16 protein-coding genes are annotated in these 19,938 nt (G+C 75.5%); 7 read left to right on the top strand and 9 right to left on the bottom strand.

What is annotated here, in order from left to right; all coding sequences use genetic code 11:
• Nucleotides 1-10: 10 nt before the first annotated feature.
• Together ACIWVC_RS10175 and ACIWVC_RS10170 are read left to right on the top strand one after the other, a co-directional pair.
• Nucleotides 11-229, top strand: a complete 219-nt coding sequence (locus ACIWVC_RS10175) for a hypothetical protein (protein ID WP_396446912.1) — start codon at nucleotides 11-13, stop codon at nucleotides 227-229.
• Nucleotides 230-272: 43 nt separating this feature from the next.
• Nucleotides 273-1,178, top strand: coding sequence for a ribokinase (locus ACIWVC_RS10170; RefSeq protein WP_396446913.1), 906 nt, complete (start codon nucleotides 273-275; stop codon nucleotides 1,176-1,178).
• Here the strand turns inward: ACIWVC_RS10170 and ACIWVC_RS10165 are convergent.
• The gene (locus tag ACIWVC_RS10165) at nucleotides 1,175-1,603 is read right to left on the bottom strand and encodes a PH domain-containing protein (RefSeq protein ID WP_396446914.1); all 429 of its coding nucleotides are present in this window, start codon (nucleotides 1,601-1,603) and stop codon (nucleotides 1,175-1,177) included. The genes ACIWVC_RS10170 and ACIWVC_RS10165 overlap by 4 nt on opposite strands.
• A gap of 75 nt (nucleotides 1,604-1,678) precedes the next feature.
• Here ACIWVC_RS10165 and ACIWVC_RS10160 point away from each other — a divergent pair, with 75 nt between their 5' ends.
• Nucleotides 1,679-2,608, top strand: coding sequence for a Ppx/GppA family phosphatase (locus tag ACIWVC_RS10160; protein WP_396446915.1), 930 nt, complete (start codon nucleotides 1,679-1,681; stop codon nucleotides 2,606-2,608).
• Nucleotides 2,609-2,614: 6 nt separating this feature from the next.
• Here the strand turns inward: ACIWVC_RS10160 and ACIWVC_RS10155 are convergent, their stop codons facing one another.
• From ACIWVC_RS10155 to ACIWVC_RS10140, 4 genes are all read right to left on the bottom strand, one after another.
• Complete coding sequence (locus tag ACIWVC_RS10155; RefSeq protein WP_396446916.1) at nucleotides 2,615-4,786, bottom strand: protein kinase; 2,172 nt, start codon at nucleotides 4,784-4,786, stop codon at nucleotides 2,615-2,617.
• Nucleotides 4,787-4,899: 113 nt separating this feature from the next.
• Entirely contained in the window at nucleotides 4,900-8,172 is a 3,273-nt protein-coding gene (locus tag ACIWVC_RS10150) for an error-prone DNA polymerase (protein WP_396454037.1), read from the bottom strand.
• Nucleotides 8,173-8,223: 51 nt separating this feature from the next.
• Nucleotides 8,224-9,747 (bottom strand): DNA polymerase Y family protein, encoded by a 1,524-nt coding sequence (locus ACIWVC_RS10145; protein WP_396454036.1) that lies wholly within the window; start codon nucleotides 9,745-9,747, stop codon nucleotides 8,224-8,226.
• Nucleotides 9,744-10,565: a hypothetical protein gene (locus ACIWVC_RS10140; RefSeq protein ID WP_396446919.1), complete on the bottom strand. Its 822-nt coding sequence runs from the start codon at nucleotides 10,563-10,565 to the stop codon at nucleotides 9,744-9,746. Before ACIWVC_RS10140 ends, ACIWVC_RS10145 begins: the two co-directional genes overlap by 4 nt.
• 149 nt (nucleotides 10,566-10,714) lie before the next feature.
• Here ACIWVC_RS10140 and mtnA point away from each other — a divergent pair, with 149 nt between their 5' ends.
• Both mtnA and ACIWVC_RS10130 read left to right on the top strand, forming a co-directional pair.
• Nucleotides 10,715-11,743 (top strand): S-methyl-5-thioribose-1-phosphate isomerase, encoded by a 1,029-nt coding sequence (mtnA, locus tag ACIWVC_RS10135; RefSeq protein ID WP_396454035.1) that lies wholly within the window; start codon nucleotides 10,715-10,717, stop codon nucleotides 11,741-11,743.
• Between the two features lie 63 nt (nucleotides 11,744-11,806).
• Nucleotides 11,807-14,038 (top strand): ATP-dependent RecD-like DNA helicase, encoded by a 2,232-nt coding sequence (locus ACIWVC_RS10130; RefSeq protein WP_396446921.1) that lies wholly within the window; start codon nucleotides 11,807-11,809, stop codon nucleotides 14,036-14,038.
• On the opposite strand, the gene ACIWVC_RS10125 is transcribed toward ACIWVC_RS10130, so the two are convergent.
• Complete coding sequence (locus ACIWVC_RS10125; protein WP_396446922.1) at nucleotides 14,029-14,805, bottom strand: MBL fold metallo-hydrolase; 777 nt, start codon at nucleotides 14,803-14,805, stop codon at nucleotides 14,029-14,031. The genes ACIWVC_RS10130 and ACIWVC_RS10125 overlap by 10 nt on opposite strands.
• A 9-nt stretch (nucleotides 14,806-14,814) precedes the next feature.
• Complete coding sequence (locus ACIWVC_RS10120; RefSeq protein WP_396446923.1) at nucleotides 14,815-15,378, bottom strand: TetR/AcrR family transcriptional regulator; 564 nt, start codon at nucleotides 15,376-15,378, stop codon at nucleotides 14,815-14,817.
• Nucleotides 15,379-15,655: 277 nt separating this feature from the next.
• Between ACIWVC_RS10120 and ACIWVC_RS10115 the strand changes: the two genes are divergently transcribed.
• A complete protein-coding gene (locus ACIWVC_RS10115; RefSeq protein ID WP_396446924.1) occupies nucleotides 15,656-16,723 on the top strand; it encodes a polysaccharide deacetylase family protein in 1,068 nt (355 codons plus the stop codon).
• A 77-nt stretch (nucleotides 16,724-16,800) separates the two neighbouring features.
• Here the strand turns inward: ACIWVC_RS10115 and ACIWVC_RS10110 are convergent, their stop codons facing one another.
• On the bottom strand, nucleotides 16,801-17,823 hold the full coding sequence (locus ACIWVC_RS10110) for a LacI family DNA-binding transcriptional regulator (protein WP_396446925.1): 1,023 nt from the start codon (nucleotides 17,821-17,823) through the stop codon (nucleotides 16,801-16,803).
• A gap of 61 nt (nucleotides 17,824-17,884) precedes the next feature.
• Entirely contained in the window at nucleotides 17,885-18,454 is a 570-nt protein-coding gene (locus ACIWVC_RS10105; RefSeq protein WP_396446926.1) for a TetR/AcrR family transcriptional regulator, read from the bottom strand.
• 67 nt (nucleotides 18,455-18,521) lie between these two features.
• Here ACIWVC_RS10105 and ACIWVC_RS10100 point away from each other — a divergent pair, with 67 nt between their 5' ends.
• Nucleotides 18,522-19,913, top strand: a complete 1,392-nt coding sequence (locus tag ACIWVC_RS10100) for an MFS transporter (RefSeq protein ID WP_396454034.1) — start codon at nucleotides 18,522-18,524, stop codon at nucleotides 19,911-19,913.
• Nucleotides 19,914-19,938: the final 25 nt, after the last annotated feature.

The raw sequence follows: 19,938 nt of genomic DNA, 5'->3' as shown, positions 1-19,938 counted from the left end.
CGTTCCGTGCATGGAGGATGATCGGGGGAGCTGGGCGGGGCCCGGCGGGCTGCGCGTGACGGCGGTGCGGTTGACGGGCGCACACCGGGTCCTGGCGGAGTACGCGGGCGTTCACGGGGACAGCGCCTTCTTGGTGACGCGAAACGGGATGCTCGCCGGCCGCGGCTACTACGCCTCCGTCGAAGAACTCGCCGAGGACGTCGACCTGGCCGAGCTGCACCCGGCCTGACCAGCGGTTGCGCGGGGACCGCCGGACCTGTAGTGGTTACTGCGTGGTCGGGCAGTGGGAAGTCGCCGTGGTCGGGTCGGTCAACGCGGATCTGGTGGTCGAGGTCGGCCGGCGGCCGGCGCCGGGGGAGACCGTGCTCGGCTCCGACCTCGTCGTCCATCCGGGCGGGAAGGGCGCCAACCAGGCGGTCGCGGCGGCGCGGCTCGGCGGCCGGGCCGGGATCGTCGGGCGGGTCGGCGACGACGGGCACGGCGAGCTGCTGCGCGGCGCGCTCGCCGCCGGCGGCGTGGACCTCGCCCACCTCGCGACCACGCCCGGCGTGCCGACCGGCGTCGCGCTCATCACGATCGGGCCGGACGGCGACAACAGCATCATCGTCTCGCCCGGCGCGAACGCCCGGCTCACCCCGGCCGACGTCGAGGCCGCCCGCGCGATGATCGCCGGGGCGTCCGTCGTGTCCTTCCAGCTTGAGGTGCCGCTGCCGGCCGTGGAGGCCGCCGCCCGCGCCGCGGCGGAGGCGGGCGGGCGGGTCGTGCTCAACCTGTCGCCGCCCGCGCCCGTCCCCGCCGGGCTGCTCGCCCTCTGCGACCCGCTGGTCGTCAACGAGCACGAGGCCGCGTTCGTCCTCGGCGGCGCCGGCGGCGACCCCCGCGAGACCGCGGCGGCGCTCGCCCGCTCCGGGCCCCGCTCCGCCGTCGTCACCCTCGGCGCCGAGGGCGCCGTGGTCGCCGACGGCGAGGGCGTCGCGGCGGTCCCGTCCCCGAAGACCGACGCCGTCGACACGACCGGCGCGGGCGACGCCTTCACCGCCGCGCTGTGCCTGCGCCTCGCGCGCGGCGACGCGCTGCGCGACGCCGCCCGGTACGCCGCCCGCGCCGGCGCCGCGGCCGTCCGCAGGCGGGGCGCGCAGAGCTCCTACCCGACCCCGGACGAGCTGCCCGAGCCCTAGCGGTCCGTGCGGGCCCGCAGCCGGTACAGCTCGTCGGCGACGTCGTGGACGTCGGAGCCGAGGTCGAACGCGCTGAGCAGGTGCAGGTCGTCGGCGGTCTCGATCTCCAGCATCCGCGTGTGCAGCAGCAGCCGGCGCCGCTCGTCGACCCTGATCGTGCGCACCTCGTCCCAGCCGATGCGCCGGTGCCCCGCGTAGCCGGCGACGACCGTGAGCCCGTCCCCGTCGGCGGCGAGCCGGACCGGCGCGACCAGGTCGCGCAGCGCGAGCGCGTTCAGCCCGATCGCCGCGGCTCCGGCGAGGAACAGGAACTGCGGGTCGTGGCTGTAGAGGACGATGAGCGCCGTGACGGCCGCCGCGGCGGCGCACTTCACCGCCACGTGACCTGGGGGCACTCTCCACCGGCGCTGCGATCCCGCTTCCATGCCCGCCACCGTAGCCGCAACCGGCCGCCGACCGGGCCGCACCCGCGCCGCGGGGCGTCCGGTAGCGTCGCAGGCATGCGACTCGGCGTGCTGGACGTGGGCTCGAACACCGTGCACCTGCTGGTGGTCGACGCCCACCAGGGGGCGCGGCCCCTGCCCGCGTACTCCCACAAGGCCGATCTGCGGCTCACCGCCCACCTGGACGACTCCGACCGCCTGTCCGAGGAGGGCGAGGCGCTGCTGCGCGACTTCGTCGACGAGGCGCTGCAGGTCGCCGAGGACAAGGGCGTCGAGGACCTGGTCGCGTTCGCGACGTCGGCCGTCCGCGACGCCGCCAACGGCGAGGACGTGCTCGCCCGGATCCGCGCCGACAAGTCGATCGACATCCGCTCGATGCCCGGCGAGGAGGAGGCGCGGCTGACGTTCCTCGCCGTCCGCCGCTGGTTCGGCTGGTCCTCGGGGCGGCTGCTGGTCGTCGACATCGGCGGCGGCTCGCTGGAGATCGCGTCCGGCATCGACGAGGAGCCGGATGTGGCGATCTCGCTGCCGCTCGGCGCGGGCCGGCTCACCCGCGGCTGGTTCACCGCCGACCCGCCGCCGCCGGAGGAGATCCGCGACCTGCGCCGGCACGTCCGCGCGGAGATCGCCCGGCACGTCGGGGACGTCGCCCGCTACGGGGCCGCCGACCACGCGGTCGCCACGTCCAAGACGTTCAAGCAGCTCGCCCGGATCGCCGGGGCCGCGCCGAGCGCCGACGGGCCGTACCAGCGCCGCGCCCTGTCCGACGCCGACGTGACGGACTGGGCGGAGAAGCTCGCGCCGATGCCGTCGGCGGAGCGCGCGGGGCTGCCCGGGGTGTCGGAGAGCCGCGCCGAGCTGCTGCTCGCGGGCGCGATCGTCGCGGACGCCGCGATGGACCTGTTCGAGCTGACCGAGCTGGAGATCTGCCCGTGGGCGCTGCGCGAGGGCGTCATCCTGCGCCGCCTCGACATGATCACCGGCTGACCGGGGTCACGCCCAGTTCGGGTGCCCGAGGACGCTCCCGGCGGGGGTGAGGACGCGGTCGCCGGTGCCGTCCGCCCGGACGGCGTGCAGCACCGGGTCGCTGGTCGCGCCCCGCACGTAGCAGATCCAGCGGCCGTCGCGGGACCACCCGGGGTCCATGTCGTGCCCGCCGCCGGAGGTGACGGCCCGCGCCGCGGACCCGTCGGCGTTCATCGTCCAGATCGCGCTCTCCTCGGACGTGCCCCGGGTGAAGGCGATCTTCGACCCGTCCGGCGACCACTCGGGGTCGACCGAGCGGACGCCGTCCCTGGTCAGCCGCGTCCAGGCGCCGCCAGGGCGGTCCGGGTCGAGGGTGTAGATCTGCTCGGCGCCGTCGCGCTTGCTCCAGAACACGATCCGCCCCTTGGGCGACCACATCGGGTCGTCCTTGGCCGAGTCGTCGTCGGTGAGCTGGGTGACCTTGTGGTCCCGCAGGCCGATCGTGAAGATCTGCTTGGCGCCGCCCTGCCGGCCCATGTAGGCGAGGCGGGTGCCGTCGGGCGACCAGGCCACCCGCCCGCCCGCGATGTCGGTGACCTTCCGGGCGCCGGTGCCGTCGGCGTTCATCACCCACGCCGCGGTGCTCCCGCCGCCGCTCCGGGTGAACGCGACGAGCCGGCCGTCCGGCGACCGCTCGGGCAGGGTGTCGCAGGACGGCCCGCCGACCAGCGTCCGCACGGCCCCGCCCGGCGTGAACAGGCCGATGTCGGCGTGGCACGTCTTCGGCCAGCCGGGTTCGGTGTCGATGCGCACCAGCAGCGGCCCGGACGGGAACGCCGCCGGCTTCGCGCCCGCGTCCCCCGTCTTGCCGGACGGCCGGTTCAGGTAGTAGACGCCGCCCGCCACGGCCGCCGCCACCAGCGCGGCCGCCACCGACGCGGCGATCAGCGTGTTGCGCCGGGACCTCCCCGGAGGCGGCGGCCGCCACGGCCGCGGCGGCGGCGCGTAGGCGGTGGGCTGCTGCTCCGGCGCCGGCCGGGTCGCCGGCTCCGCCGCGGGCATCGGCGAATGCCGCGGCTGAGCCTGGGGCCGCGGCTGGGCCTGGGGGTCCGGTTGAGGCCGGGGCTGGGCTTGGGGTTGGACTTGGGGCTGCGGCGAAGCCTGAGGCTGCGGCGAAGCCTGAGGCTGCGGTGAAGCCTGGGGCTGCGGTGAAGCCTGGGGCTGCGGCGGAAGCTGGGGCGAAGGCCGCGGAGGCGACGGCCGCGGCGGAGACGGTGCGGACGCGCCGTCGCGCGCGGTGGTGCTCGGGTCCGCCGCGAGCGGGGGAGACGTCCACGACTCGCCCAGCTCGGTCGTCACCGCCGCCTCCCCGCCGCCGCCCACCAGCGCGAGCAGCAGCTCGCGGGCGCTCGGCCGGGCGCCGGGGTCCTTGCGCAGCGCCGCCTGGACGAGTCCCGACAGCGACGGCGGCAGGTCGCCGACCTCCGGTTCGGCGTGCACGGCGCGGGCCGCGAGGATCTGGAACGAGCCCTGCCCGAACGGGTTGCGGCCGCTCGCCGCGTACGCCACGAGGCAGCCCCAGGCGAACACGTCCACGGCCGTGGTGACCTGCTGCGTGGTGATCTGCTCGGGCGCGATCCAGCCGGGCGTCCCGACGACCTGCCCGGTCCGGGTGTGCGAGGACACCATGTCCAGCGCGCGGGCGATCCCGAAGTCGATCACCCGGGGGCCGGAGATGGACAGCAGCACGTTGCTCGGCTTGAGGTCGCGGTGCACCAGCCCCGCGCTGTGGATGGCGACGAGCGCGGCGGCGACGCCGACCGCGACGCCGTGCAGCATCCCGGGCGACAGCGCGCCGTTCTCGCTGACGTGCTCCAGCAGCGAGGGCCCGTCGATGTACTCGGTCACCATGTAGGCGAGGCCGAGGTCCTCGCCGTGTTCGAGGACCTGCGCGGTGCAGAACGACGCGACGCGCTGGGCGTTGGCGGCCTCGTCGTGGAAGCGGGCGAGGAACGTCCGGTCGCCGGCCAGCTCGGCGCGGACGACCTTCACCGCGACCTGGCGTCCGTCCTCGCCGCGGCCCAGGTAGACCGCGCCCATCCCGCCCTCGCCGATCTTGGCCTCGATGCGGTACCGGCCGATCCGCGTGGGGTCGTCCGGGCGCAGCTCGCGCAGGGAGGACGCTCGCGGCCCGTCCATGGAGATCACCTTTTCCCGGCGAGCCGCGTCTTGGCGGCCGCCCCGCGGCGGCACGCGGCCCCAACGCTTCCATACGATGACAGAGGGCGGCCCGAGGTTCTAGCGTCCGCGGATCAATGGAAATCGCGGGCCTTGACGCGGCCGGGGACCGGCAGCCGGCGCAGCCGGGCGGCGCGGACGTTCGCGACCCCGTCGGCGCGCTCCAGCCGCCCGCTGACCAGCAGCGCCTGCGCGTCGACGGCGAGGCCCCGGTACCGCTGGAACACCGGCGGCGGGCACACCACGTTGATGATGCCGGTCTCGTCCTCCAGCGTCATGAAAACGATGCCGCCGGCGGTCGGCGGGCGCTGCCGGTGGGTGACGAGCCCGGCGACGAGGACGTTCGTCTCGCCCGGCACGGCGGCGAGCCGCGCGGCCGGCAGCGCGCCCGTCTCGTCCAGGGCCTCCCGGACGTGCGCGACCGGATGGACGCGGGACACGCCGGTGGCCCACAGGTCGGCGAGCGTCTCCTCGATCGGCGTCATCGGGGGCAGCGCCGGCGCCGACGCGCCCGGCGTCACGCCCTCCAGCCGCCCCGGTCCCGAGCCCGCGAGCGCACCCGCCGCCCACAGCGCTTCGCGGCGCGACAGGCCGAGCCCGTCGAACGCGCCCGCCGTCGCGAGCGCCTCCAGCGCCCCGGCCGACAGCGGCACCCGCCGGGCGAGGTCCTCCATGCTCGTGTAGGGGCGTCCCGCCGCGATCGCCTCCGCGGTGTCGTCGCCCAGGTTCCGGATGCCGGACAGGCCGAGCCGGATCGCCGGCTGCGGCTCGCTCGGCGCGTGCGGGTGGTCGGAGACGACCTCGACCGGTTCCTCCAGCGTCGGGTGGACGCCGCTGGCGTTGATGTCCACGCTCCTGACCTCGACGCCGTGGTGCCTGGCGTCCGCGACGAGGCTCTGCGGGCTGTAGAACCCCATCGGCTGGTTGCGCACCAGGGCGGCGGTGAACGCGGCCGGGTAGTGGCGCTTCAGGTAGGCGCTGGCGTAGACGAGGTGGGCGAAGCTCTGCGCGTGCGACTCGGGGAACCCGAACCCGGTGAAGCCGAGGATCTTCTCGTAGACGCTCTCCGCGATGTCGGACGGGATGCCGCGCTCGGCCATCCCGTCCAGCAGCCGGCGCCGCAGCCGCTCCACCCGCTCGGGGGCGCGCTTGGCGCCCATCGCCTGCCTGAGCTGGTCCGACTCCGCGGGTGTGAACCCCGCGCAGTCGACGGCGAGCTGCATCATCTGCTCCTGGAACAGCGGCACGCCGAGCGTCCGGCCGAGCGCGGGCTCCATCAGCGGGTGGGGGCAGACGGCCGGCTCCAGGCCCTTCCGGCGGCGCAGGTACGGGTGGACGGACCCGCCCTGGATCGGCCCCGGCCGGATCAGCGCCACCTCCACCACCAGGTCGTAGAACTCGCGGGGCCGCAGGCGCGGCAGCGTCGCCATCTGCGCCCGCGACTCCACCTGGAACACCCCGACCGTGTCGGCGTCGCACAGCATGTCGTAGACGAGCGGGTCCTCCGGCGGGACGGACTGCAGGTCGTAGCGGCGCCCGTGGTGCTCGTCCACCAGGTCGAAGCAGTCGTGCAGCGCGGCGAGCATGCCGAGCCCGAGCAGGTCGAACTTCACCAGGCCGGCCGCCGCGCAGTCGTCCTTGTCCCACTGCAGGACGCTGCGGCCCGGCATGGCCGCCCACTCGATCGGGCAGATCTCCCCGACCGGGCGGTCGGCGATCACCATGCCGCCGGAGTGGATGCCGAGGTGGCGGGGCAGCTTCAGCATGCGGCCGGCCAGGTCGAGCACCGGCGCCGGGACGTCGGTCTCCGACCCGACGGGGTCGCGCGGGTCGATGCCCTTCGACCAGGCGTCCTGCTGGCCGGGGGAGAAGCCGAGGGCGCGGGCCGCGTCCCGCACGGCCATCCGCGGCCTATAGCTGATCACGTTCGCGACCTGCGCCGTGCACTCCCGCCCGTACTTCTCGTACACGTACTGGATGGCCTCCTCGCGGCGCCTGTGCTCGATGTCGAGGTCGATGTCGGGCGGGCCGTCCCGCCCGGGGGACAGGAACCGCTCGAACAGCAGGCCGTGCCGGACGGCGTCGACGCCCGTGATGCCGAGCGCGTAGCAGACCGCCGAGTTGGCCGCAGATCCGCGCCCCTGGCACAGGATGCCCCTGCTCCGGCAGAACTCCACGATGTCGTGGACGATCAGGAAGTAGCCGGGGAAGCCGAGCTGCTCGATGACGTCCAGCTCCTTGGCGATCTGCGCGTACGCGCCCGGCACCCGCTCGCGCTCCGGCGGCCCGTACCGCTCGCGCGCGCCCTCCGCGACCAGGCGCCGCAGCCAGGTCGCCTCGGTGTGGCCGTCCGGGACGGGCCAGTCGGGCAGCCGGGGCGCGACCACGTCGAACCCGAACCGGCACTCGCGGGCCAGCTCGACCGTCCGCTCCCGGACGCCGGGGAACCGCGCCAGCCGCCGCGCCATCTCCGCCCCGGACCGGATGTGGGCGGTGCCGCCGGCCGGGAGCCAGCCGACCATGTCGTCCAGGGCGCGGCGGGCGCGGACGGCGGCCAGCGCCTGCGCCAGCCGCGCGTCCGCCCCGGGCGCCGCGAAGTGCACGTTGTTGGACGCCACGACGCCGGCCCCGGTGCGGTGCGCCAGCTCGTAGAGGGCGTCGTTGCGCAGGTCGTCGTCCGGCTGGTCGTGGTCGACCAGCTCGACGAACACGTTGCCGCGGCCGAACACGGCGATCAGGTCGCGCAGCTCCCGCTCCGCGGCGTCCGGGCCGCCCGCCTCCAGCGCCGCCGGGACCGCCCCCTTGCGGCATCCGGTCAGCACCGCCCAGTGGCCGCCGTGCGCCCCGGCGAGCGCGTCCGGGTCGTAGACGGGGCGGCCCTTCTTCCCGCCCGCGAGCTGCGCCGACGTGATCGCCGAGCACAGCCGCGCGTACCCCTGCGCGCCGCGCGCCAGGACCAGCAGGTGCCGCCCCGCCGGGTCGGGCTCCCCGGTCCGCGGGCCCGGCGGGCCGAGGCTCAGCTCCGCGCCGAACACCGTCCCGACGCCGGCGTCGCGCGCGGCCTGCGCGAACTGCACCGCCCCGTACATGCCGTCGTGGTCGGTGATCGCCATCGTCTCCACGCCGAGCCGCGCCGCCTCCGCGACGAGCGAGGCGGGGTCGCTGGCCCCGTCAAGGAAGCTGAACGACGAGTGCACGTGCAGCTCCGCCCACGCCGTCTCGGCCTCGGCGCGGCGCGGTGGACCGGGCGGCGCCGGCGCCTCCGCGGGCGGCCGCGCGGCCGGGCGCCACGACAGCCGCTCCTCGAACTCGCGCCAGGGGATCGGCGGGTTGTACCAGCCCGTCATGAGCCCCGCCCGGCCGTGCGCCGCCCGGTGATGCGTCGCCTGGTCAGCCCCCTAGTCATAGACGGCCTCGACGTGCCATCGGCCGCCTTCGACGGCGAGGAGGTAGGCGGCGCCGTCGTCCGTGGTGACCTGGAAGCGCGCTCTGCGCCGCGCATGGTCCGGATCCCACCAGCGCTCGTCGGCCGGCCACGGGCCCGTCCAGCCCGTCACGGCGGCGGAGCGCCCGCCGATCGCGAGCGCGGCCGGCGGCGCGGACACCTCGCACCGCGCCGAGACGACCACCGCCTCGCCGGACGCGTCGACCAGCTCCGCCGGGGACGGCGCCGCGGGGACCACCGCCGGCGCGGGGCCCGTCACGCGCCCCGGCCACGGCCCCTCCGGCGGGCCGGGAGGGGCCAGGTCGCCGACCGGCACCCGGACGACCCGCTCGCCCGGCCCGCGCCCGCCCACGAGCACCGGCCGGGTGATCCCGCGGTGCCCGAGGAGCGCCTGGACGCGGTCGGCGGCCCGGGTGATCCGGCCGGTGACCGCGGTCCGGCCCCAGAGCGCCTCCTGGCGCCCCTCGTCCGGGACGATCTGGTCGGGCGCCAGCTCCACCCACGTGACACCGCCCCACACCGCCTCGGCCTCTGCCTCGGTCTCGGCCCCCTGCCAGGCCGACAGCTGCCACCGCACCCGCTCGGCGACCGCCAGCGCCGACAGGCCCTCGTGCCGCCACAGCCGCCGCAGGACGCGCCCGTCCGCGAACCCGGCCGCGACCTCCAGCCGCACGCACGCCAGCCCGTCCGCCGCGAGGCCCTCGTGCAGCTCGCCCGCGAGCCGCTTCGCCGCGAACACCACCCGCTCGGCCTGCTCGGCGGGCGGGTCGAAGCCGGCGCGCACCGACAGGTCGGCCGCGCCCGGGACGGGGGCGAGCGGGCGCGGCTCCTCCCCGCGCGCGAGCCGGTGCGCGAGCGCGCCGTCCGCACCGAACCGCCCGGCGACGTGCCCGGACGGCAGCGCCGCGAAGTCGCCGAGCGTCCGGACGCCGAGCCGCCGCAGCAGGTCGGCCAGTTCCGGCCGGTCGAGCACCGCGAGCGGGTACGGCGCGAGGAACGCGGCCGCGCCGCCCTCGGGCACCACGGCGCCGCCCTCCCCGGCCCGCGCCGCCAGCTCCGCCGCGAACAGCCCGTCCGCGATGCCGCAGCCGCAATCGTGCCCGGCCTCCACGACCGTGTCCTGCACCAGGACGCGCAGCGCCTCCTCGCCGCCGTAGAAGCGGGCAGGCCCGCGCGCCGGCACCGCGCACAGCCCCGGCCGCACCACCTCGACGCGGGGCGTCAGCTCCGCGACCGCCTGCACGACCTCCTCGAACAGCCGCCCCTCGGCGTCCGGGTCCCGCTCCCGGACGACCAGGTCGGGGCAGCGGCGCTGCGCGTCCCGCAGCCGCTGCCCGCGCCGCACCCCCGCGGCCCGCGCCGCCGCCGAGCACGCCGCGACCCGGCCCCGCGACACCGCGGCCCCGGGCGTCGCCGCGTCGATCCCGACCGCGGTGACCGGCCAGTCCGGGCACCACACGACCAGCGCCCGCGTCACGCGATCCCCTCCTCCGCCGCGACCCGCACCAGCGGCGGGGCGCCGGACGGCCGGGGGTGCACGGGCGCGCCGGCGGAGACGAGCTCCAGGGGCCGCCGCGCGGTCCCGTCCGGCACGACCGAGCCGTCGGGCACGACCGATCCGTCGGGCACGACCGATCCGTCGGGGGCGGGGAGCCAGAGGCGGGCGCTGCGGCCCGCGCCGGGGGCGTCGCGGCCCTCGGCGGTCACCAGGACGCGGCGTCCGGTCAGCCGCCCGTGGCCGTCGCCGAGGCCGTCCCAGGCGGCCTCGTCCAGGCGGAGGCGGAGCCGGACGCCCGGCCAGTCGCGGGCGAACGGGCCGGTCAGCGCCAGGACGCAGCCGTGCTTGCGGGCGAGCGCCGGCAGCCGCCGGACGGCGGCGGCGCCCGGCCGCTCCGGCGGGCGCAGCAGGATCAGCTCGACGGCCTCCGCCAGCGCGGCGACCACGTCCGGCCACCGGCCGCCCGGATCGTCGACGAGGAGCAGCCGCCCGGGGTCGGCGCCCATCCCGGCGGCGGCGAGCACGCCGAAGTCCGGGACGCCGACGACGCCGCACCAGCCGCCGGAGCCGTCCTCGCCGCCGTGCCGCGAGACGCCCGCGACGAGCGCGAGACCGAGCGAGGCGGCGCCCGGCCCGTCCGCCCCGCCGAGGCCGACGACCGAGCCGGGCCGCAGCCCGCCGCCCGGCAGCACGGGCCGCAGCGCGGGCAGCACCGGCACCGTCGCCCCGGCGGGCGCGGAGCGGCCGGGCGCCGCCTCCGGCACCGCCGCCAGGTCCCGCAGCGCGGCCTCCGGCACCGTCGTCCTCCTCTCCTGCGCCCTCTGCACAATTTCGAACACAAGTTCGATCCGTGTCAAGTTGCCGCAGGTCGCAGAGCGGAGTCGCGGAGGCGGAATGCCCGACGCCATAGGGCTTCGCGGTGCTTTGAACGAGTAGTTTGAACACTATGACGAGCGACGTGCGGACCCTGGAGTGGACGGGCGACGGGCTGCGCCTGCTGGACCAGACCGTCCTGCCCGGCCGCGTCGAGTACGTCGTGGCGCGCGACGTCGACACGCTCGTGGACGCGATCCGCCGGCTCGTCGTGCGCGGCGCCCCGGCGCTGGGCGTCGCGGGCGCGTTCGGCGTCGCCATCGCCCTGCTGCAGGCCGCGCGCGAGGGATGGGACGACGCGGCGCGGGACGCCGCGATCGCGCGCGTCCGCCGGGCCAGGCCCACCGCCGTGAACCTCGCGGCCGGCGTCGACCGCGTCCTGCCGTTGGCCGCCAAGGGCGCCGACGCGGTCGCGGCCGAGGCGCAGGCGATCCTGGACGAGGACGTCCGCGGCAACCGGGCGATCGGCGCGCACGGCGCCGACTGGATCCTGGACCGCGCGGGCGACCGGCCCCTGCGCGTCCTCACGCACTGCAACGCCGGCGCGCTCGCCACCGCCGGATGGGGGACGGCGCTCGGCGTCGTCCGCGAACTGCACGAGCGCGGCCGCGTCGAGATCGTCTACGCCGACGAGACCCGCCCGCTGCTGCAGGGCGCGCGGCTCACCGCCTGGGAGCTCGACCGGGCCGGGATCCCGTGCGTGGTCCAGGCGGACGGGGCCGCGCCCAGCACCATCCTGCGCGGCCTCGCCGACGTCGCCGTCATCGGCGCCGACCGGATCGCCGCCAACGGCGACACCGCGAACAAGATCGGCTCGGTCGGCGTGGCGCTCGCCTGCCACGCCGCCGGTGTCCCCCTGGTCGTCGCCGCGCCCTGGAGCACCGTCGACCTGGCGATCGCCGGCGGGGACGAGATCCCGATCGAGGAGCGCCCGCCCGACGAGGTGCTGACCTGGGGCGGCGCGCGGACCGCGCCCGACGGGGTGACCGCGTTCAACCCCGCGTTCGACGTCACGCCCGCCCGCCTGGTGACCGCGCTCGTCACCGAGACGGGGGTGCTGGAGGTGTCCGCCGGCGCGACGCCCGGCGGCGCCGGGAGGTGAGCGCGCGGGATCTCCCGCCCGGCTCCGGCCGTCCCGTCACCCGGATCGTCCATCATGGTGACCGTGCCGACCTCCCCGAACCCCAACGCCGCGCCGCGCCCGGTGGAACTGGACGCGGTCCTGGAACGGATCACCTACGCCAACGAGGACACCGGCTACACGGTCGCGCGCGTCGCGACCGCGAAGAGCGGGCCCGACCTGCTCACGGTGGTCGGCGCGCTGCTCGGGGCGCAGGTGGGGGAGAGCCTGCGGCTGACCGGCCGGTGGCGCTCGCACCCGAAGTACGGCAAGCAGTTCGAGGTCGAGTCGTACACGACCGTGCTGCCCGCGACGATCCAGGGCATCCGCCGCTACCTCGGCTCCGGGATGATCAAGGGGATCGGGCCGGTGATGGCCGACCGGATGGTCGAGCACTTCGGCACCGACATCCTGCGCGTCATCGAGGAGGAGCCGGAGCGCCTCGTCGAGGTCCGCGGCCTCGGCCCGAAGCGCAGCAAGCGGATCGGCGAGGCGTGGGAGGAGCAGAAGGCCATCAAGGAGGTGATGGTCTTCCTGCAGGGCGTCGGCGTGTCCACGTCCCTCGCCGTGCGCATCTACAAGCAGTACGGCGACGAGTCGATCGACACCGTCCGGAAGCGGCCGTACCAGCTCGCGTCGGACGTGTGGGGGATCGGGTTCAAGACGGCCGACACGATCGCGCAGGCCGTCGGCATCCCGCACGACAGCCCCGAGCGGATCAAGGCCGGGCTGCAGTACACGCTGTCGGAGGCCGCCGACGACGGGCACTGCTTCCTGCCCGAGCCGAACCTGGTCACCGCGGCGGAGAAGATCCTCGGCGTGCCGAAGGAGCTGATCGTCCCGGCGCTGGACGAACTGGCCCGCGACGAGGGCGTGGTCCGGGAGCCGATCCCCGGCGAGGGCGAGGACGCCGCGACGATCCCCGCGGTGTACCTCGTCCCGTTCCACCGGGCCGAACGCTCCCTCGCCCGCGGGCTCCTCGAACTGCTGGACGCCCCGACCGACCGGCTCAAGGCGTTCGCGGACGTCGACTGGGACAAGGCCCTGCCGTGGCTCCGCCGGCGCACCGGCCAGGCGCTCGCCCCCGAGCAGGAGGAGGCCGTCAAGCTCGCGCTGACGTCCAAGGTCTCCGTGCTCACCGGCGGCCCCGGCTGCGGCAAGAGCTTCACCGTCCGGTCGGTGGTGGAGCTGGCCGCCGCGAAGAAGGCCAAGATCGTCCTGGTGGCGCCGACCGGGCGGGCCGCCAAGCGGCTCGCCGAGCTGACCGGGCACGAGGCCGCGACCGTCCACCGGCTGCTCCAGCTGCGGCCCGGCGGCGACCCCGAGTACGACCAGGACAACCCCCTCGACGCCGACCTGGTCGTGGTCGACGAGTCCTCCATGGTCGACCTGATCCTCGCGAACAAGCTGGTGAGGGCGATCCCGCGCGGCGCGCACCTGCTGCTCGTGGGGGACGTCGACCAGCTCCCGTCCGTCGGCGCGGGCGAGGTCCTCGCCGACCTGCTCGGCGCCGACGCCATCCCGCGCGTCCGGCTCACGAAGATCTTCCGGCAGGCGCAGCGGTCCGGCATCGTCGTCAACGCGCACCGCGTCAACGCGGGCGACCACCCGCACACCCGCGGCTACGACGACTTCTTCCTGTTCCCGTGCGAGGACCAGGACGAGGCCGCCGAGCTGACCGTGGACGTCGTCGCCAACCGCATCCCCCGCAGGTTCGGCCTCGACCCGCGCCGCGACGTCCAGGTCCTGACGCCCATGCACCGGGGCGCCGCCGGCGCCGGCTCCCTGAACACGCTGCTCCAGGACGCGCTGACCCCGCACGACGGCGCGCGCCCCGAGCGCCGCTACGGCGGCCGCGTCTTCCGCGCCGGCGACAAGGTCACCCAGCTCCGCAACAACTACGACAAGGGCGAGGCGGGCGTCTTCAACGGCACCGTCGGCGTCGTCACGAAGGTCGACCTGGAAGAGCAGTCGCTGACCGTCGTGACCGACGAGGACGAGAGCATCGACTACGCCTTCGACGAGCTGGACGAGCTGGCCCACGCCTACGCGATCACGATCCACCGGTCGCAGGGCAGCGAATACCCGGCCGTCGTCATCCCGCTCACCACGGGCTCGTGGATGATGCTGCGCCGCAACCTCCTCTACACGGGCATCACCCGCGCGAAGAAGCTCGTCGTCCTCGTCGGCTCCCGCCGCGCGCTCGCCGCCGCCGTCCGCACCGCCGGCGCGGGCCGCCGCCACACCGCCCTGGCGCACCGCCTCGCTCAGCGGTAGCGGGCCAGCTCCCACGGGTCGTGGGCGCAGAACACCTCCGCCCCGCCGCCCAGCGCCAGCTCGCGCAACCGCGCGACGTTCGCGAGCCGCAGGTCCCGGTCCACCTCGCCGCTCGCCTGGACCAGCTCCATCAGCGGATGCACGACCGGGTCGGGACGGTCGACCTCCCCGTGGTACATGTACGCGTCCCCGGCGTGCAGCAGCCAGCGGTCCCCGTCGCGCACCGCGACGCCCGCGTGCCCCGGCGTGTGCCCGCCGAGCGGGACGAGCAGGATCTCCTCGGGCACGCCGTCCAGCGCCCGGACGCCGCCGAAGCCGTGCCACGTCTCGCCCCCGCCGTCCGCGTACACGACCCACTTCGGGCCGTGGGCGAGCTGCGCAGGAGTCTTCCCGCCGTCCGCGTGCTCGGCCTCGAACACGTGCACCGCGGCGTCGGGGAAGTCGCTCAGCCCGCCCGCGTGGTCGCGGTGCAGGTGCGTCGGGACGACGTGCCGGACGTCGGCGGGGGAGTACCCGAGAGCCTCCACCTGCCGGACGGCGGTCGCGGCCGGGTCGAGGGCCGGCCCGGCCATCTCCACCCAGTCGTCGAGCAGCCGCTCCGACGGGCGCTCGATGTCGCCGAGGCCGATCCCGGCGTCCACGAGCAGCAGGCCGGAGGCGTCCGTTTCGACGAGCAGCACATGGCCCACCGCCCGCAGCGGGCCTCCCGCCCCGTCGACGGGCTCGATCTCCCGCATGGGGGCGCAGTCGAGATGGTGGACGCGCATGGCGACTCCTCAGAGAAGTTCGGCGAGCTGGCGGGTGACCTGGTGGAGGACCGACACGTCCCGCTGGACGCGCGCGAGCATGACGGCCCCCTGCAGGGACGACAGGACCAGCGCGGCGAGCGGCCCGGCGCGCTCGGCGGGCACGCCCCATCCGCGCAGCGCGGCGCGCAGGCCGTCCAGCCACTCCCCGTAGGCGGTGTCGCAGGCGGCGCGGATGGTCTCGCTCTCGGCGGCGGTCTCCAGCGCCACGGTCGCGAGGGGGCAGCCCTTGCGGAAGTCCGAGTCGCGCAGGCTCCGTGCGAAGTGCTCGCCGAGGGCGGCGAGCCCGGCCCGCGCGTCCGGCGCGGCGAGGACGGCCTCGGTGAGCGCCTCGCCGACCGTCCGGCCGGACAGCGCCACCGACTCCGACGCGAGCTGCTCCTTCCCCTCGGGGAAGTGGAAGTACAGCGAGCCCTTGGGCGCGCCGCTCTCCGCGAGCACCTGGTTCACCCCGGTGCCGTGGTAGCCCTGCCGCTGGAACAGGTCCGCGGCCGTCCGCAGGATCCGCTCCCGTGTCTCTCCGCGCGGTGCCATGGCGGTCAGACTAGACAGACCGGTCTACAAATTTCAACCGCCGCGCCCTTGCGGGCTCGGCGCCCTTCCAAGCTGCTCGAAATATTTCGAAACTGAAATCGCAGTTCAGTGCATGGCATCTCGGCTACGAAAGAATTTTGTTCTCGAAAGTCACACTCGATACCTTGACACCTTTCGGAGCCGTTTTCAGAATGAGGTTCCCCGCTCCACCTCCACCGCCCGCTCCCCACCCCCGCCCGCCGCCCGCGGGCAGCCATCGGCCCATGGAGGAAACACGATGCCCCAGCACGCCCCCTTGCACGCCAGACCCCGGCGCAGGCCGCTGAGCGCCCGCAGCGCGGTGATCATCGCCGCCGTGCTGGCGCTCGCGGCCGCCTTCCTGGTGAGCCTGTCGGCGACCGCCGGGTTCGCGGCCCAGCGCGGACGCGCCGCCGTCCCGCTCGCCGCCGCCGACTGCGGCGCCGGCTACGTCGGCCTCACCTTCGACGACGGCCCCACCGGCTACACCTCCACGCTTTTGTCGACGCTGCAGCAGAACGGTGTGCGCGCCACCCTGTTCAACATCGGGCAGAACGTCCAGAACAACCCGTCGCTGGTCGGCGCGGAGAAGAACGCCGGCATGTGGATCGGCAACCACAGCTGGACGCACCCGCACCTGACCCAGATGTCGCAGTCGCAGATGCTGTCCGAGCTCCAGCGGACCCAGCAGGCGATCCAGCAGCAGACCGGCACCGCGCCCAAGCTGTTCCGGCCCCCGTACGGGGAGACCAACGCCGCGCTGCAGGCGGTCGAGCGCCAGCTCGGCCTGACCGAGATCATCTGGGACGTCGACTCGCAGGACTGGAACGGCGCGTCCACCGCGCAGATCGTGCAGCGGGCGAGCCAGCTCCAGAGCGGCCAGGTCATCCTCATGCACGACGGCTACAACACGACGATCCAGGCGATCCCGCAGATCGTCGCGAACCTCAAGAGCCGCGGCCTGTGCCCCGGCATGATCTCGCCGTCCACCGGCCGGGCCGTGGCGCCCGACGGCGGAGGCGGCGGCACGACGACGCCCCCTCCCGGCGGGGGCGGCGACTCCTGCACCGCGCAGATCTCACCCGGGCAGCAGTGGGGCGACCGGTTCAACCTGTCGGTCACCGTCTCCGGGACGAGCAACTGGGTCGTCACCGTGACCGTGCACCCCCCGCAGAAGATCATCGCGACCTGGAACGGCTCGCCGTCCTGGGACTCCAGCGGGAACGTGATGACGATGCGGCCGAACGGGAGCGGCAACACGTTCGGCTTCACGATCATGCACTACGGCAACTGGACCTGGCCGGACGTCTCCTGCAGAGTCGGCTGACCCGATCCCGCCCCCCGGCGCCTCCCCGCGGCCAGGGCCCCGGCCGCGGGGAGGCGCTCCCCGCGGCCGCCGGGCGGTCAGCCCTCCTCGGGCGGCGGGGCGGTGCTCTTGCGGACCACCAGGCTGGTGGACAGCTCCAGCCGCGTCGCGACCGGCTCCCCGTTGCGGATGCCGAGGATGATCTGCGTGGCCGACTCCGCCATCTGCCGCAGCGGCTGGTGCACGGTCGTGAGCGCGGGGCTCGCCCAGGGCGCCACGGCCACGTCGTCGTACCCGACCACCGACAGGTCGTCCGGGACGCGCAGCCCGTGCACCCGCGCCGCCTCCAGCACGCCGAGCGCCTGCAGGTCGCTCCCCGCGAAGATCGCGGTCGGCCGGTCGGGGCGGCCGAGCAGCTCCATGGCCCGCTCGAAGCCGCCGTCCACGTGGAAGTCCCCGTAGGCGATGTAGGACGGGTCGACGTCCAGCCCGGCCATGCTCATCGCGGAGCGGAAGCCGTCCAGCCGCGCGACGGAGCACAGCATGTCCGCCGGGCCGGTGATGATCGCGATGCGGCGGTGCCCCTGGTCGATGAGGTGCCGGGTCGCGGCGAGCCCGCCGGACCAGTTGGCCGAGCCGACCGACGGGACGTCCGGCTCCGGGTCGCCGGCCGGGTCGATGATGACGAACGGGATCGACCGGGACCGCAGCCGCTTCTTGTACTCCGGCGGCAGGCTGGAGAAGGTCAGCACGACGCCGAGCGGGCGGCGGCGCAGCACCCCGCTGATCCACTCCGGGCCGGGGGAGTGCCGGGTGCCGCTCTCGGTCAGCACCAGGCTCGCGCCGTTGGCCTTGGCCACGCTCTCCACGCCCCGGATCAGCTCCATCGTCCAGAGGCTCTCGATCTCGTGGAGGACGATCTCGATGAGCGGCGCGTCGGGGCCCGACCGGGACCCCCGCCGGTAGCCGTGGTGCTCCAGCAGACGCTCGACCCGGAGGCGGGTCTTGCGGGCCACGTCCTCCCGTCCGTTGAGGACTTTCGAAACCGTCGAAATGGAGACGCCGGCCTGATCTGCCACTTGAGCCAGGGTCACCCTGGCTGTTTCGTCCTCCTGCTGCATGGTCGAAGCATAAGGATCTCGGCGGCGACTTCGAAAGTTGATATCCGCGCGGAGACGGAGATCACTCCCGCGCGTACCGCTCGATCGCGGCGAGGAACAGGTCCTCCGCAAGATCATAGACCCGGTCGACGTCCGCGGCGTCGCCGGTGAAGCGGCCGCCGGCCTCGGACGCGGCGAGCCCCATGCCGACCGTGTCCAGCAGCCGCTGCAGCGGGGTCACGATCTCCTCCGGCACCCCCGCGCTGCGCAGTATCGCCTGGACGGTGTTGCGCGCCCGCCGGGCCTCCTCGGTGACGGTCGGGCGGGTGAACAGCAGCAGGAACACCTGCGGGTGGCGGCGCGCGACCTGCCGGATGCCGGCGCCGATAGCGCGGAGGCGGTCCTGCCAGGGCAGGGCGGGGTCGTCGTCGGGCAGTTCCCGGATGAGGCGCTCGACCAGGCCGTCCAGGAGTCCCTGCTTGCCGCCGACGTAGCGGTAGAGGGCCATCGGCGTGACGCCGAGCCGGTCGGCGACCCCGCGCATGCTGACCGCGTCGAGGCCGCGCTCTTCGGCGAGGTCGAGGGTGGCGTCGAGCACTTCCTCGCGGGTCAGCCCGCGAGTGCCGCGCCCGCGCGGGGCCGGGGTCTTCATGGAACGGCAGTCTAGTGGTTAATATACGCTGTATATCTACAGCGTATATTAACGGAGGGCCGGACCCATGCCCGCACGCCGCCGCAGCCCGGCCTGGACCCTCGCGGTCGCCTCGGCCGCCGGGTACCTGCTCGTCCTCGACCTCGTCGGCGTGAACATCGCGCTGCCCGACATGCGCCGCCGCCTCGGCGCCGGACTCGGGGAGGTGCAGTGGTCCATCGACGCCTACGCGCTGGCGCTCGCCGGGCTGCTGCTGACCGCCGGGGCGCTGGCCGACCGGCTGGGGCGCCGCCGCATGCTGCTCGGCGGGCTAGCCGCGTTCACCGGGGCCTCATCGGCGTGCGCGCTCGCGCCCTCGGCGCCCGTCCTCGACGCGTTCCGCGCCGTGCAGGGGTGCGGCGCGGCCGTCCTGTACGGGACGGCGTCGCCGCTGCTGGCGGCCGCGTACCCGGCGGGGCGCGCCCGCAACCGGGCGCTCGGCGTGTACGCCGCCGCGTCGGGCGCCGCGATCGCCACCGGCCCGCTGGTCGGCGGCGCGCTGACCGGGCTGTTCGGGTGGCGCGCGATCTTCGTCCTGAACGTGCCGGTGGGCGCGGTCGCGTTCGCCGCCGCCGCGGCGCGGGTGCCCGAGTCGCGGGACGCGCGGCCCCGCCCGCTCGACCCGGTCGCGGCGTGCCTGCTGACGGCGGGGCTCGGCGGGCTGCTGTGGGCGCTGATCGAGATCCCCGGGCTGGGCTGGACGGCCCCCGGCGTGCTGCTCCCGGCCGCCGCGGGCGCCGCCGCCCTCGCCGTTCTCGTCCGCCGCCGCGTCCCCGAGCCGATGATCGACCTGTCGCTGCTGCGGGACCGCCTGTACGCGGCGAACGCCGCGGCGGCCCTGATGTCCCATGCGGCGGGCGCCGGGTCGCTGGCCTACTTCTCGCTCTACGTGCAGGGCCCGATGGGGACGCCGCCCGCGCAGGCGGGCCTGTGGTTCCTGACCTACAGCGCTCCGGCCTTGGCCGCGCCGCTGGTGCTCGGGCGGATCGCCCACCGCTTCCCGTCCGCCGCGCTGGTGGCCGCCGGGCCGCTGCTGACCGTGCTGTCCACGCTGCTGCTCGCCGCCGCCTACCGGACGGGGTCGTGGCCCGCGATGGCGCCCGGCTTCGCCGTCGGCGGCCTGGCGGCGATCGGAAACCTCGTCTCCAGCCAGGTCGCCCTGGAGGCGGCCCCTCCCGAGCGCGCGGGCGTCGCCGCCGGCATCACCAACACCGCGAAGCAGCTCGGGATCGCCGTGGGAGTCGCCGTCCTCGGCGTCCCCTACGGCCTGGCGGGGCTGGGGGCGATGCTCGTCACCGCCGCGGCTCTGGCCCTCCTCGGCGCGCTGCCGGCCCTCTGCTCGACCGCCGGCCGGTCGAGGCGCAGGCCGGTGAACGCCCCGGCGGTCACGCCGCGGACGCGCTCCGACCAGACCAGGTGATCGTGGGCGGACCACAGCGGCATCG

Source organism: Actinomadura sp. (assembly GCF_044508335.1).
Classification (GTDB): domain Bacteria; phylum Actinomycetota; class Actinomycetes; order Streptosporangiales; family Streptosporangiaceae; genus Spirillospora.
This window is presented reverse-complemented; position numbering and strand designations above follow the sequence as displayed.